This is a genomic window from Anaerosalibacter sp. Marseille-P3206, assembly GCF_900155565.1.
GTDB lineage: Bacteria > Bacillota > Clostridia > Tissierellales > Sporanaerobacteraceae > FUHM01.
On sequence record NZ_FUHM01000002.1, the window covers coordinates 695,077 to 710,844 of the forward strand.

The 15,768-nt window shown below is 29.9% G+C and carries 13 protein-coding genes and 1 tRNA gene; 2 read left to right on the top strand and 12 right to left on the bottom strand.

Annotated elements, in window-relative coordinates:
• Positions 1–19: 19 nt before the first annotated feature.
• From BQ9840_RS04675 to BQ9840_RS04685, 3 genes are all read right to left on the bottom strand, one after another.
• Positions 20–95, bottom strand: a tRNA-Lys gene (locus BQ9840_RS04675).
• A 135-nt stretch (positions 96–230) separates the two neighbouring features.
• On the bottom strand, positions 231–1,106 hold the full coding sequence (locus BQ9840_RS04680) for a DegV family protein (RefSeq protein ID WP_077368553.1): 876 nt from the start codon (positions 1,104–1,106) through the stop codon (positions 231–233).
• A 385-nt stretch (positions 1,107–1,491) separates the two neighbouring features.
• Positions 1,492–2,907: a DDE-type integrase/transposase/recombinase gene (locus tag BQ9840_RS04685; RefSeq protein WP_077368555.1), complete on the bottom strand. Its 1,416-nt coding sequence runs from the start codon at positions 2,905–2,907 to the stop codon at positions 1,492–1,494.
• A 377-nt stretch (positions 2,908–3,284) separates the two neighbouring features.
• On the opposite strand from BQ9840_RS04685, the gene BQ9840_RS04690 reads away from it, so the two are divergent.
• The gene (locus BQ9840_RS04690; protein WP_077368557.1) at positions 3,285–4,064 is read left to right on the top strand and encodes a ZIP family metal transporter; all 780 of its coding nucleotides are present in this window, start codon (positions 3,285–3,287) and stop codon (positions 4,062–4,064) included.
• Between the two features lie 26 nt (positions 4,065–4,090).
• On the opposite strand, the gene BQ9840_RS04695 is transcribed toward BQ9840_RS04690, so the two are convergent.
• From BQ9840_RS04695 to BQ9840_RS04725, 7 genes are all read right to left on the bottom strand, one after another.
• The gene (locus BQ9840_RS04695; RefSeq protein WP_077368559.1) at positions 4,091–4,276 is read right to left on the bottom strand and encodes an aspartyl-phosphate phosphatase Spo0E family protein; all 186 of its coding nucleotides are present in this window, start codon (positions 4,274–4,276) and stop codon (positions 4,091–4,093) included.
• A gap of 239 nt (positions 4,277–4,515) precedes the next feature.
• Entirely contained in the window at positions 4,516–5,535 is a 1,020-nt protein-coding gene (locus tag BQ9840_RS04700) for a lysylphosphatidylglycerol synthase transmembrane domain-containing protein (RefSeq protein WP_077368561.1), read from the bottom strand.
• Positions 5,536–5,608: 73 nt separating this feature from the next.
• On the bottom strand, positions 5,609–6,352 hold the full coding sequence (locus BQ9840_RS04705; RefSeq protein ID WP_077368563.1) for a hypothetical protein: 744 nt from the start codon (positions 6,350–6,352) through the stop codon (positions 5,609–5,611).
• A gap of 46 nt (positions 6,353–6,398) precedes the next feature.
• Complete coding sequence (gene cls / locus BQ9840_RS04710; RefSeq protein WP_234978617.1) at positions 6,399–7,868, bottom strand: cardiolipin synthase; 1,470 nt, start codon at positions 7,866–7,868, stop codon at positions 6,399–6,401.
• Positions 7,869–7,990: 122 nt separating this feature from the next.
• Positions 7,991–9,817, bottom strand: coding sequence for a translational GTPase TypA (gene typA / locus BQ9840_RS04715; protein ID WP_077368567.1), 1,827 nt, complete (start codon positions 9,815–9,817; stop codon positions 7,991–7,993).
• A 130-nt stretch (positions 9,818–9,947) separates the two neighbouring features.
• Positions 9,948–12,029: a YcdB/YcdC domain-containing protein gene (locus tag BQ9840_RS04720; RefSeq protein WP_077368569.1), complete on the bottom strand. Its 2,082-nt coding sequence runs from the start codon at positions 12,027–12,029 to the stop codon at positions 9,948–9,950.
• Positions 12,030–12,045: 16 nt separating this feature from the next.
• On the bottom strand, positions 12,046–12,447 hold the full coding sequence (locus BQ9840_RS04725) for an ATP-binding protein (protein WP_077368571.1): 402 nt from the start codon (positions 12,445–12,447) through the stop codon (positions 12,046–12,048).
• Between the two features lie 167 nt (positions 12,448–12,614).
• Here BQ9840_RS04725 and rd point away from each other — a divergent pair, with 167 nt between their 5' ends.
• Complete coding sequence (gene rd, locus BQ9840_RS04730) at positions 12,615–12,776, top strand: rubredoxin (RefSeq protein WP_077368573.1); 162 nt, start codon at positions 12,615–12,617, stop codon at positions 12,774–12,776.
• Between the two features lie 18 nt (positions 12,777–12,794).
• Here the strand turns inward: rd and yihA are convergent, their stop codons facing one another.
• A complete protein-coding gene (gene yihA, locus BQ9840_RS04735) occupies positions 12,795–13,403 on the bottom strand; it encodes a ribosome biogenesis GTP-binding protein YihA/YsxC (protein ID WP_077368575.1) in 609 nt (202 codons plus the stop codon).
• The gene (lon, locus tag BQ9840_RS04740; RefSeq protein ID WP_077368577.1) at positions 13,390–15,750 is read right to left on the bottom strand and encodes an endopeptidase La; all 2,361 of its coding nucleotides are present in this window, start codon (positions 15,748–15,750) and stop codon (positions 13,390–13,392) included. The genes yihA and lon overlap by 14 nt, the downstream gene beginning before the upstream one ends.
• Positions 15,751–15,768 lie beyond the last annotated feature (18 nt).

A 15,768-nucleotide genomic window follows, 5' to 3' on the forward strand; every position in this document is an offset into this window, starting at 1 on the left:
CTACAAGGCTTTAAAATTATGGTGCACCTTCAGGGACTCGAACCCTGGGCCCACTGATTAAGAGTCAGTTGCTCTACCATCTGAGCTAAAGGTGCTAATCTCAAGGACAAGAATCATTATACTATGTTTTTTTCATTTTGTCTAGTGTTTTTTTGATTTTATTTTATTTTTATTGAATAAACTTATGATTACTTAATTATTGGCATTGTATCCCATAAAAAGTCAGGATTTTACTCCTGACTTGGGCTTTCATTTAAGAAAAATACTGATAATGTTCCTGGACCAGAATGTGCTCCTATAGCACATCCAATAATATTTAGTACAAAATCTGTACAACCATATTTTTCTTCAATCATTTCTTTTAATTTCAAAGCTCCTTCTATATCGTCTCCATGATTTATTCCTATTGTCTGATTTTTAAGATCTGCACTACCACCACGTTCTTCCATTATCTCTAACATTCTCTTTAAAACCTTATTTCTTCCTCTTACCTTTTCTACGGGACGAAGTGTTCCATCTTCGGGTATATCTAGTATTGGCTTAATATTAAGTAATCCACCAACTACTGCTTGTGCTCTAGATACCCTACCACCTCTAAATAGATATTCTAAATCATCAACAGTAAAAATATGTTCTATATGTTTAACATAAAAATCTAACATATTAAGTATTTCTTTTTTACTCTTTCCCGCTTTGGCCATTTTGGCTGCTTGATAGACTAATAATCCAAAACCTACAGATGCAGATTTAGAATCTACTATATCAATATCTAAATCAGGATATTTATCCTTAAGTGACTCCTTAACTAATACAGAAGTATTGTAAGTACCTGATAACCCTGATGAAAAACAGATATATATAGTACTTTCTTTGTTTTTGGCTATTTCTGTAAACTTCTCTTCAAAAACATATGGTGGTATTTGTGCGGTTTGGTAAACCTGACCATTCCTCATATCTTCATACATTTTCTCAGGTTTTAATGTCACCCCATCTAAGTACTCTTTTCCATCTTTACTTAGCAGTATAGGTATGGTATCAATATCGTATTCTTTTAGTATCTCTTTCGGTAAATCACATGCACTATCAGACAAAATCTTTACTGCCATTAAAAACACCCCCTATATACTTAACTTAATTATAATATAAAAAAATGTACATGTAAATCCTGTTATTCAAAAGAAATAATAGTAATATATAAAATACTAAAGAATAAAATATATAAGGAATACTTGGTAATGTAAAAAGTTTTATGAAAAAATAAAAGTCAAAAATAATACTTTTCAATTAAATTTTGAGTGGGATCTCCCGCCACCCTTGACAAAAAATAAGAAAATGCTTAGTTAAAACTAACAAGGGCGAGGGGAACTCAAAAACAAGACAACGCAAATAAGCCCTTGAAATGTTCATTATAGCATTTTCTTAAACATTTTTGTCAAGGGCAAGCCTACGGTGGCTAGTGCTGCTGGGCTCAAAGAATCTAAAAACAAGACTTTAAGCACAAGAAGATATGTATTCTTCAGACAGTTGTATTAATTTAATCCATCTTGCAGGCATATTGGGTAAATCCTCAAGTTCAGGAATAACAACAGGTACACTAGCTTCCAATGAAGCATGAGGTCTTAAAAAGTTGAAATAAACAGCAAACAATGTAACAAAAGTAACAGAACCATGCTGGGCACCAAATCCATGAGAGGATTTGTAATTGCCTTTAAAAGTGCGATTAAGACGTTCGATAACTTGCTTAAGTGGTCTAAATTCTTTTGAAACAGGATCATCATTAGTAAGACCAATGACCTGTGAAACATCAAAAAATATATCATGTTGGGCAAAAAAATGTTGAGCAAGAAGGTAAATAGGATTACCATCAACAATGATATTAAGATTCTTTGGAATTTCCTTAAATTTAGACAAAACATCATCTAAAGCAATAATAGCTGAAGGAGTGTCACGATTAGGAGAAACATGGTAAGACAAAATAATCTTCTTAACAGCATCAAAGAAAAAGAAGATATAATGCCATTTACCATTAACCCTAATATAAGTTTCATCACCACAAATAGAGTCAGATAGCTCATAAGGGTAATTGTCAACAAATGGCTTAGTAATAACACTTACAGTGTTAGCATAATTAAGAACAGTTTGATGAGAAATATCAACCTGATGAATATCTTTCATGATAGCAGCAGTCTTTCTAGCACTTAGGCCATAATTAACATAATAAGTTAAAACAAGACCTAAAACATGATTGGAAGCATAAATCCTTGGCAAAGAAACAGAACCTTTAACAGGAGAAGTTCTAGATAAAGGCTTAAAGTTAATATTAAAAGCTCTGTAAATATAATGCATTTTAAAAGAATGAGGCTTAATCTCAAACAGCTCCTTTTGTTCTTTAGATAAAGAATTTTTGTTTTTAAGATAAAAAGAGCACTCATTGTTTTTACACTTGTAGATAACAAAGAATTTACGATCCTTAATAGGCTCAAGAGCCTTGTTACAATGAGGACATCTTAAAATAACAGACTTGGAAAATTGATTTTTTCGGCTAAAAGTTGATTCACAAACCTTGCATTTAAATTGGCCTCTGCCACCGTTGTTATCGTATATGTAAATGTGAGGAGCACCACAACAAGGACAAGAAATAGATTTAGGAACAGGAACTTTAGAGTTAACAGGTTTAAGCTCTTTTCCTTTATCCAACAAATAATTCTTTAAAAGAACTTTGTGATCATATTTCTTAACCTTATCAAAGATAGGCATTTCGTCGACTTTCAGTTTACGATAAGGCTTATCAATGGGTTCATCAGGTAGCTTCGAAGCTTTAATAGCACCTAAACAAAATAGAAGATATAAAATAATGTTATTTTGGACTTGAATAAAGTATAGTAAATAAGTTATAATATCGAACATGGATGACAATTCCTTTCTAGTTAGATTTGTTTGACGACGATATTATAACTAATGAATGGATATTTGTCATCCATTTTTGTATATAAAAACAAAAAATATTTAGCTCTCTTTAGGGGGTAAATATTTTTATTAAGATAAATGTTTGAAAATCAAGGATTGTCAGAGATGTATATTAATATTTTTGACAATACCGAATACTTATGAGGGGTGAATCTATGAAATTTTTCTTTATTAGAAAAAAAGTTATATATTTTATTGTAGGTATTGTAATTGGAATAATTCTATTATTAGTATTTTTATCTCAATAGGTTTATATTCTAGGATGCTGGGTAATTTTAAGATATTGAATCTATTATAACTTGAAAGGATGTTTGCTTATGAATTTTATTGACCCTAATAATACTTTTCAAGTGGGAATGTTAGCAAGTATTATAGCAGGCCTTTTAACTGGTGTAGGCGCATTACCCATCTTTCTTACAAAAAATATATCTAATAAAATGCTAGATACACTATTGGGATTCGCAGCAGGTGTCATGCTGGCGGCTACATCTTTTTCGCTAATCATACCTAGTATTGAATTTGGTGGAGGCGGAGCAAAAGCTGCATTAATTACTGCTATAGGAATACTGGTCGGAGGTGTTTTTTTAGACATAACAGACAAGTATTCTCCTCATGTACACTTGTTAGATAAACGTGAAGAAGGTAGAGATTCTTCATTAGCAAAAATATGGTTATTCATTATTGCAATAACAATACACAACTTTCCTGAAGGTCTAGCAGTAGGTGTAGGATTTGGAAACAATGATATTAAAAATGGATTGACTTTAGCATTGGGCATTGGTCTTCAAAATATGCCTGAAGGATTAGCTGTAGCTCTAGCATTAGTAAGCGAAAAATACAAACCATCTAAGGCTTTTTTTATTGCATTACTAACTGGACTAGTAGAACCTATTGGTGGACTATTAGGTTTGTGGCTTGTAAGAATATTTGAACCTATACTCCCATTTATATTAGCTTTTGCAGCTGGTGCAATGTTGTTTGTAATAAGCGATGAGATAATACCAGAAACCCATAGAGGTGGTCATGAAAGGGCCGCAACATATGGTATTTTAATTGGATTTGTTGTAATGATGTTTCTAGATGTCACTCTTGGATAAAATGGTTAAAAAGAAGCAAGGGTATTTTACATCCTTGCTTCTTTTTTATTGCGTTTTTCAAACTCATAATATTTAAATATTAACTTGTCCAATTCCATACTATGTTTTAATACTTTATCTCTGTCTATTTCAGCACACATAAGCCTATTTAACTCATCTCTTTTTATCTCTATGTTTTCCTTTAACTCTATTATGTATTTCTGTTTTCTCATCTCTATTCCTTCCTCTCTACATTCCCTATTACATGGATTATCTTTATATGTATTTTAAATTCACTCCTTATTATATTTATTACCATGTATTATAAATAATAAACAAAATTAGTAAAAAAACTCAACTTCTCTATTATATCAATTTTTGATAAAAAATCCATATATCTGTAACCATTTTTAAATATAATATATTAAGTTTTATTAATAAATTTTAAACAGCTCTGATTGATCAGAGCTGTTTAAGCAATTACTTTTTTCTTTCTCATTATATAGTCAATTAAAGTTACCAAACCTGTGAAAATAATTCTAAAATAATAACTAATAATTCTCCATAAAAGTAGAGCATATACAATTAAGTTTTTTGTAAATAAGGGTTTGAAAAGTAAATAATATCCTCCCTCAGAAGCTCCTGCTGTACCTGGAGTAGGTATATACGAAGCTGCCATATATACAAGGGATTGTATGGCAATTATATCAATCAAACTAGCATCATTTAATCCCAAAGACAAATATACAAAATAAGTAATACTAAAATAAAAAGTCAATTGTACCATTGTTAAAATCAACAATATAATACTTTTCTTTTTATTCTCTTTAATCTTTTGTATGCTTAGAAGATATTCCTCCATAGCCTTATCTAGTCTTCCCACATATTTATCTATATCTTTCATTATATTTATTTTATTTAAAAATCTATAGACAAATAATACTATTGGCTTAATCCAGTCTGGTTTATAAAATAAAAGTATTATACCAAATAAAACTATCAAATTTATTGTAAATCCAATTATGACAAATGGTAGCGCTGCTTTTGCTTCTGTAAATAGAAATGAAAGCTTTAACATAAACATAACTAATGAATAAATTGTAACAGACATTTGATAAATTAAAAACTTATTGAATAAGATTAGAGAGCCCTTAGGTACTGAAATATTATCTTTTGACATCAAATACACTTGAACAGGCTGTCCTCCAGTTGAAAATGGAGTAATAGCGCTATAATACTGTCCTATAACTGCTATCTTTAAAGATTTAAAATAATTTATTTTTCCATATACAGTTCTCGTAATTAGATTTAATACCAATCCGTCAAAAACCCAATCTCCAGCCATCATAATTACAGCAAATAATAAATAAATACTATTTGTATTTGAAAGAAGTCCTGGTAAATCCTTTAAATCTACACTTGCAGTTATTATTATCAATGTCATAACTGTAATAATAAGCATTATACAAAAATTTATCTTTTTATTTTCCATAAAATCCTCTTCTTTCTTGCTTGGATAGGTTTATCCTTTAACATAAATTTCCCCCTTATTTAATAGGATATGTTTATTTTTCCAACTGTTTTATATTTTTTAAAATGATATCCCTCTTTATAGTTAATAAATTACTATTGTTTTCTTTTAATACCTTTTTTAAATCTTGTAAAGAAAAGCTTAGCTTATCTAAAACTTTAACTTTATTTTTATCTTCTCCTATCTTATTCCTTAAACTAGTTAAATGTACCTCACCTTCAGAAAGTAATTCATTAGCCTTATCTAATTCACCACTCTCTCCCATCAAATATGACTGAAATACATAATATTTGATTTTACATAACTCACCTTTTATTTCATCCTTATATGAATCAAAATAAGGTGATATATACAGATACACTTGACTTCCATTACTAATAATATTATACACTTCTTTGTTTTCTACAGCTAATGTAAATTTATTCAAACTTTCTTCTAACTTATCAGTTCCTTCACTAATTGGAACTTTTTTTGCTCCTTCTATTTCATAGCTATTCCAATTATGATGTATTTCTTTAACGGTTTTATTCATATTTTCCCATGACTTATTAAGTTTTTCTTCTTTTTTTTCTTTTTCTTCTTCTGGTTCTTTTGCTGTAGTATTTAATTCTTCTAAATCATCAAAAACAGAATTTATGCCTTCATAAATACTATTTAAACTACTAGGTGCTTTTTCTTTTTTTTCGTAATTAGCATTTTTACTTGATTCTTTTTTACAAGAAACAAAAGAAATAGCTATAATGAATATAAAAATTAGTACAATATGTTTTCTTTTCAATTGTCACCACCTCAATTTTATTATAACCAGAGGTGTTTTTTTTATGTTAAAGTATTGGAGACAGTAGCCTTGAAATAGACTCTTTAAATTTAACTAAAAGAGATCTTTTCCCATAGCCATCACTAGTTATTTCTACACATCTTTCCAAATCCTTTAATATTTGCTTAGTGATTTCACTATTTACTTTTTTATCATATATAAATGCATTAACTTCAAAATTCAATTTAAAACTTCTTATGTCCAAATTTGCTGTTCCTACTGATGAAACCATATCATCCATCACTACTACCTTGCTATGCATAAATCCATCTTGGTAAGTATAAAACTGAACTCCAGCTTCTAACAATTCACCTATATATGAAAGACTGGCCCAGTATACAAAAGGGTGATCTGGCTTATCTGGTATTAGTACTTTTACATCTACTCCTGATAACCCTGCTACTTTTAAAGCTTCCAATATACTATCATCTGGGATGAAGTACGGTGTTTGAATGTATACTTTTTCTCTGGCATTGATGATCATCTTTAAATATCCATCTTTAATGCTAGTCCATTTCGAGTCAGGACCAGAAGAAACTATCTGAATCCCAGTTTCCCCTTTACCTTTTACTTCAGGAAAATATCTTTTACTTACTTCAATTTCTTTTTTTGAAGCAAATCTCCAATCTAATAGGAATCTCCACTGAAGACCTGCTACTGCAGTACCATTTATTTTACAATGAGTATCTCTCCAATAACCAAATTTATCCGTATATTCTATATATTCATCACCAATATTAAACCCACCTACAAAACCTTCTACTCCATCAATTATGCAAATCTTTCTGTGATTTCTATAGTTTACTCTCAGACTTATATAAGGTAGAAATGGAGGAAAAAAACAGGCCACTTCTCCTCCAGCATCTATTAAGTCATTGAAATAATTCTTAGGTAAACTTCTACCTCCCATGCCATCATAGAGTAACTTTACCTCAACACCTTCTTTTGCTTTCTTGACCAATGCATTTACGATTTCTGTTGATATATTGTCACTTCTAATAATATAATACTCCATATGAATGTATTCTTTTGCATTATTAATACTGTTTAAAAGAGCATTAAATTTGTCTACCCCTGAAAAATATAGTTCAACCTCATTATCTTGAGTATATATAGAAGAATTACTCATCAGATGAAATTGAATAATATCTTCATGAGCAGAAATTTTAGGATCATTATAATTAAATCTATTCTTCACTATGTTTTGCTCTTGATTTGCTACTAATTCATCAAAATACTTATCCTCTTCTTTCTTTATTTCAAAAATCTTTTTCTTTCTCATATCCTGCCCTAAAAATAAATAAATCAAAAATCCGATACCTGGTAAAAAGAAGAGAATCATGACCCATAGCCATGTGGTTGTAGGATTCCTTCTCTCAAAAAATACCAACAAAATTGCCAATAATATGTTTATAAGAAGTATGTTTTCTACAATCCACTTCAATACAGATATAAAAGTTTCCATATCATCACCCATGTCTTATTATTTTTTCTAGACTAGCTTACTCTTTCATTATACCATTTTTTATTTATTATTTAAGATGAATATGTTATTTTTATAATTCTTTTAAAAAAAAGGAGCATTAAAATGCTCCTTTTCTAATTCCTCTTCTTTGATTTATATCTTTTGGTACTATCCAATATTTTCTTTCTAATTCTTAAGTTCTTAGGGGTTACCTCTACCAATTCATCATTTTCAATAAATTCTAATACTTGCTCTAAACTCATTATCTTAGGTGGAGATAGCCTTAACGCTTCATCCGAACCCGATGCTCTTACATTTGATTGTTGTTTCTTTCTACATACATTTACTTCAATATCCATACCCTTTGGATTTGAGCCTACAACCATACCTTCATACACCTTCGCCCCAGGAGTAATGAAAAGTATACCTCTTTCCTGAGATTGATAAAGACCATATGCAGTTGCTTCTCCTGTCTCATATACAATCAAAGAACCTTGTGTCCTTGTTGGTATATCTCCTTTATAAGGTGTATAGCCATCAAATATAGAGTTTAGTATACCATTACCCTTAGTATCAGTCATAAACTCAGATCTATAGCCTATAAGGCCTCTAGCAGGGATAGAGAATATAAGTCTTGTATAACCACCATTTGACTCAGTCATGTGGACAAGTTCTCCCTTTCTCTGTCCAAGTTTTTCTATTACAGTACCAATAAACTCTTCAGGTACATCTATAGAAACACTCTCCATAGGTTCATGTTTCTTTCCATTAATATCCTTATAAAGAACTTCTGGTTTTGAAACTTGAAACTCATAACCTTCTCTTCTCATATTTTCTATCAATACTGAAAGATGTAATTCTCCTCTTCCAGATACTTTGAACGCATCTGTTGAATCTGTTTCTTCTACCCTCAAACTAACATCAGTTTGAAGTTCTTTAAATAACCTATTTCTTAAATGTCTAGATGTTACATAGGTACCTTCCTGCCCTGCAAAAGGACTGTTGTTTACTGAAAATGTCATTGCTATAGTTGGTTCTGAAATCTTAACAAAAGGTAGTGGTTCAGGTGCGTCTATATCACATATTGTATCTCCAATATGAATACCTTCTACCCCTGTTACAGCTATAATACTTCCTACTTTTGCAGTTTCTACCTCTACTCTGTTTAATCCCTGGAATTCATATATATTTGATATTTTAACTTTTTTTATTTCATCCTTCTTTTCATTGTTTACTAAAACTACTTCATCGTTAATGTTTATTGTTCCTCTTTCAATTTTACCTATCCCTATTCTTCCTATATATTCATTGTAGTCAATAGTAGAAATCAATATTTGTAATGGTCCCTCTTCATCTCCCTCAGGAGCTGGAATATATTTAACAATAGTCTCAAAAAGATCATTCATATCTTCCTTAGGGGTATTTACATCTAATGTAGCCATTCCTTGTTTCGCAGAAGCAAATATAAATGGACATTCTAATTGATCATCATTAGCACCTAAATCTATAAACAAGTCTAATACTTCATCAATAACTTCATCTGGCCTAGCTTCTGGTCTATCAACTTTATTTATACAAACTATAACTGGTAATTCTAATTCTAGTGCCTTTTTAAGAACAAATTTAGTTTGAGGCATTGGTCCTTCAAACGCATCAACTAATAAAACTACTCCATTAACCATCTTCAATACACGTTCTACTTCTCCACCAAAGTCAGCGTGTCCAGGAGTGTCTATAATATTTATCTTAGTATCTTTGTAATATACTGCTGTGTTTTTAGAAAGTATTGTTATTCCTCTTTCCCTTTCTATATCATTAGAATCCATTACTCTATCTTTAACCACTTGATTTTCTCTAAAGATACCACTTTGTTTTAAAAGGGCATCTACTAATGTAGTTTTTCCATGGTCTACGTGAGCAACTATTGCAATGTTTCTAATGTCATCTCTTTTTTTATTCATAAAATTTCCCACTTCCTATTTAAAATAATTACTATAATAGTTTAACAGAACTATTTTATCATATAATAGACAAAAATCAACATAATACTTCTCAAAACAATAGCGGAGATTAAGTCCCCGCCTTATTTTACTATTCATTAAATAAATAATTATAAATCATAATAGCTGCATCTTCCCTTGAAAGCTCTGATTTAGGTCTTATATAGCCATTATTTCCTTCTACTATATTAAGCCCTCTTGCTACTGAAATATATCCCAGCAAATTCTCATCAATCTCTTTTGAATCCTTAAATATATCTTTGTAAATATAAGTTGCTTCGGCAATTTTATCATACTTCATCATTTTAATTATATATTTTATACTTTCCTCTTTCGTTATTGTTTCATCTGGAGATTTTTCACTCTCCTCAATAACCTTCATATTGATAAGATAATTATATAAATTTTCAATTGCTCTTTCATCTTCTAAATTAAAATTAGGAGTATTTGTCTTTGCCAGTAAGTATAAAAATTCACTTTGAGTTATTTTTTCCTTTGGTTTAAACCTATTACCTGGCAATTCTAAACCATGCTCTGCTAATACCTCTATCTTTTCTTTTGCATAACTTTCATCAATATCTATATATCTTTGAATAGTTTTTACCTTAAAGGGCTTTCCATTATAATCTAGTATTTCCCCAGTTTCAGCACTAATATTCAAAGGTTTATCAGGACTAATCAAATAAGCTAATACAATATTTTTAGAAAGTTCTTTTCCTTCTATAAGTTTATTTTCTTCAACATACTCTAATTTCATTCCTATTTCATTAAATAATATTTCATAAGCATCGTCTAATGAAATATTATTATCTAAATCAGGTATTTCTCCTTTAAACCAATCTCTATTATATCCTATAACCTGTCCACTTTTACCATCAACACTAACACTGATACTATCACTAGCAATATAAGCTTGATTATGCTTTCTAATAAAATTAAAATTATATATTGTATCTTTCTCTTTTTCGCCTAATATATTTTCAAACAGCTCAATTTCTTCAACTTTATCTGGTTCAATCTTTTTTATATAATCTCTAGCTATTTCTAATGCCTTAATGCGATCAAATTTTATTTCACTTTTTTTATCTTCGGGATATTGATAATAAAAGCTTTTTAATTCTCCTGTTTTTGCATCTAAAGATACATCATAGCTAAAAACTATATTTTCTTCCTCTTCTTTATTAAAATTCATCGTCCAAACATATTCACCTTTATTTTTCCAATAAGAATAAAGGTTTAAATCATTTAGTTTGTAAGCTGTGTCAATTTCTAAAATTTCTCTTGCACTATTTTCTATCTGTTCTTCAGAAAGCAAATTTGATATGCCTTCTACAGCTTTTCTTTCATCTGGACTTAAATCAACATTTCCATTTGCTTTAGTATTTAATTCATTGTATTCATCTAAAAATCCATATCTCTTATAATTAAATAATTCTCCAGTATTAGCCTCAATACCTTTTTGTCCATAAAGTGTAGTATACACTAAGTACATTCTCGGTGTATCTGATGTATAGTCTGTTTTATAGACTAAACTTAAACCCATTTTCTCCTTATATAATTTCTTTGCATCTTCTAAGCTAATAATATTATTCTTCTTTGGAAAACTTAAGTTTCTATCCCAGTTAAGATTATAACTTAAAAGTTCTCCTGAATTTTTATCTATAGATACAATTAAACTATTATCAATATAAGGAACATTATTTTCAATTCTGAAAAATCCATAATTATATTCTCGACTTTTAGGATTTAAGGGTTCTTTTGATTCACTATATTTCAAATTATTAGCTATATAAGGATTTACTTTTTCAATATATTTTAAAGCTATATTTAGTCCTTCTTCTTTAGAAATCTTAGGTAGTTTAGGGTAATTTTCATCATAATTTGCTTTGTATTTATTGTAATTTATAATAGTCCCGTCAGAATAAACGCTTACACTAATTCCTCCTAATTTTCCACTACTATCATTCCAATTAAGATAAAATATAGTATTTCCATCATAAGAACTAACACTAGAATCAAAAGTATCGTATTCATCTATTATGTTAAATAGTTGTTTAGATTTTATAATAGCTTCTTCCATTTTTTTATTATATTCAGGTTCACCAAAAGAAACGGTTGGTAAAACAATTAGAAAAGTCATTACAATAGCTAAAAGTAAAGCTATTTTCCTCATATTTATTACCCTCCTGCTATAAATATTTAACTGATATAATCTTATTATTTTCTACATAAAACTCATCACTCAAACCATTCACAATAACAAGACCTCTACCACTGCATTTTAAATTTTTAGGATCATAAAATTTCAAATCAAAATCAAAACCTCTACCTTCATCAGTCACTTCAATCCTTATAATATCTTCTTCTATTATTATAAAAAGATTGACCAACTTATCCCTATCATATTCATTTCCATGTATTGCTCCATTAGCTACAAGTTCATTTAAAATAATTCTTATATCAAACATTGTAGTTTCATCTTTAACAACAAGTTTTAATTTATTTATAACATCTTCCATGAAATCTTTAATAACATAAAGGTCACTACATACTGATCCAATAAATTTAAAGGACAAGATAATCACATCCATCTACATATATTTTAGAATTATATCGTACAACTATATGTATTTTACCCATTAAAAAATATATTAATCTATTTTTTATTTTAGAATTTATTAATATTAAATAAATAGTTTAAATTAATAATATGTGGGGTAAGATTGTCTATAACAAACTAAATGAAAGGAGAATTGTTATGGATAAATATGTATGTGTACCATGTGGATATGTTTATGATCCAGCAGAAGGTGATCCAGATAACAATATAGCACCAGGAACACCTTTTGAACAACTACCCGATGATTGGGTATGTCCAGTCTGTGGAGCAACAAAGGACTTATTTGAAAAAGAAAATTAATCATAAAGAGCAGCAATCTTAACTGTCTTGCTGCTCTTTATTTATTGTTATCACTTCTTCAATAGCGCCCCAAACATTTTCTACATTTAACTTCTTTTCTGCTGAAAATGGAATAATATCATTTCTATTTTCTACCATTAACTTTTTCTGAATGATGCTTCTTTGCTTTTCCCATTGTCCTCTAGAAACTTTATCAGCTTTAGTTGCCACTATTATACCATTAAATCCAAAATCTCTTATCCACTGATACATCAATGCATCGTGATCACCTGGTTCATGACGAATATCCAATACAAGTATCACTTCAATCAAATTTTGTCTATTATGAAGATATTCTTCTATCATATGTGCCCATTTTTCTTTTTCTCTTCTAGAAACTTTAGCATATCCATATCCAGGTAAGTCTACAAACCTAAACTGATCATTTATATTATAGAAATTTAGAGTCTGAGTTTTCCCCGGTTTACCACTAGTTCTAGCTAAATTAATCCTATTGACCAATGTATTTATCAAGGATGATTTCCCTACATTCGATCTCCCTGCAAATGCAATTTCTAATATTCCATCCTTAGGATATTGACTTTCCTTTGCAGCTATTGTTTCAAGAGACGCACTAATTACTTTCACTATTATCACCCTCTATTATTAAGGCTTCATCAAGCACTTGAAGCATATTATCGACTAGGATAAATTCTATCTTCTTCTTGACTTTATCTGGTATTTCTTCTAGATCACTTTTATTTTCTATAGGAATAAGAATTTTCTTAATTCCCGCTCTATGAGCAGCTAATACTTTTTCTTTTATTCCACCTACAGGCAATACTCTTCCCCTTAGTGTTATTTCTCCAGTCATAGCAACGCTACTATCTATAGCTCTATTTGTCAATGCTGATATAACTGCTGTAGCCATAGTTATACCTGCAGAAGGACCATCCTTAGGTATAGCCCCTTCCGGAACATGAATATGAATATCCATATCTTTATAAAAATCGTCTTCTATATTGAGTCTTTCAGAATTAGCCCTAATATAGCTTATTCCTGCCATTGCTGATTCCTTCATTACATCCCCTAACTTACCGGTCAATTGAAGCTTACCTGTTCCTTTCATACAATTTACTTCAATAGATAGAGTTTCTCCACCAACTGCTGTCCAAGCAAGACCTGTTGCTACTCCAACTTTGTTCTTATCGTCAGCTAAATCATACCTATATTTGGGGACACCTAAATAATTAGCTAAATTTCCTCTATTAACTCTTACTGTTTTTACATCATCTTCTACTATCTTTTTTGCTGCTTTTCTACAAACATTAGCAATATTCCTCTCTAGATTTCTAACCCCTGCTTCTCTAGTATAATTATTGATAATATCTCGTACAGCAGGTTCGGAAACAGAAAGGTTTTCTTTACTTAGCCCATGCTCTTTTAATTGTTTAGGAAGTAAATGTTCCATTGCAATATTAAACTTTTCCTCTTCAGTATATCCTGAGATTCTAATTACTTCCATCCTATCTAATAGTGGTGCTGGTATGCTAGATGTTGTATTTGCAGTTGTAATAAACATAACTTTTGATAAGTCAAAAGGTGCTTCTAAGAAGTTGTCTGTAAATGTATTGTTTTGCTCAGGATCTAAAACTTCTAAAAGTGCACTTGCTGGATCTCCCCTAAAATCACTACTCAATTTATCTATTTCATCAAATAAAAACACTGGATTTTTTGATCCTGATTTCTTTATTAAACTTATTATTCTACCAGGCATTGCACCTACATATGTTCTTCTATGTCCTCTTATCTCCGCTTCATCTCTTATGCCACCGAGAGACATTCTTACAAACTTTCTATTTAAAGATTTTGCTATAGATTTTGCTATAGAAGTTTTTCCCACTCCTGGTGGTCCAACTAAACATAAAATAGGACCTTTCATATTCTTTTTAAGTTTTCTTATAGCAATAAATTCAAGTATTCTCTCCTTTACGTCTTCTAATCCAAAATGCTCGGTATTTAATATTTCTCTAGCACTCTTAATATTTATCTTATCTTTTGTTTCTATATCCCAAGGTAGTTCAACTATCCAATCTAAATATGTTCTTATAACACCCGTTTCAGCAGAATTAGGTGACAATCTCAACAATCTATCTGCTTCATCTAATGCCTTTTCTTTTTCTTCCTTTGGCATTTTTATTTTGTTTATTTTTTCCTTATAATTTTCTACTTCTTCAACAAGTTCATCTCGCTCACCTAGTTCTTTTTGTATTGCTTTCATCTGTTCTCTTAAATAGTACTCTTTTTGAACTTTGGAAATTTGCACTTTTACTCTTTGATTTATTTTTTCTTCTATTTCTAAAATTTCAATCTCTTCTTGCAAAATAAGATGAAGAATTTCCAATCTTTCATAAAAATCAAAAGCTTCTAATATTCTTTGATTATCTTCTGGCTTCAAATATACATAAGAAGCTACCATATCCACTAATCTTCCTGGGTCCTCAATTTCTGTAATAGTTAATAATAATTCAGGAGAAACTCTACTACTTAAAGTAACATATTCTTCGAAATCATCAACTACAAGTCTCATTGCTGCTTCAATTTCTTTATCTATTTTTATGTCTTCTAATTCATATGTAAATTCCTCAATTTCTGCTTCAAAGAAAGGTTCTTCTTGTTTTATATTTATTATTTTTCCTCTACTAACTCCTTCGATTAAAACTCTAATACTTCCTCCTGGAAGCTTTAACATTTGCTTAATCTTAGAAACAGTACCAACATGGTAAAAGTCATCTATACTAGGATCGTCTTTTTTAGGGTCTATTTGAGAACATAAAAATATTAGTGAATCATCAATCATAGACTTTTCCAATGCATTTATAGATTTTTCCCTTCCTACATCAAAATGTATAACCATATAGGGAAAAACTGACATTCCCCTTAATGGTATAAGAGGTATATCTCTTTCAACAATTTTATATATGTCTTTTTTCATGGTTTCACCCCTCTATTT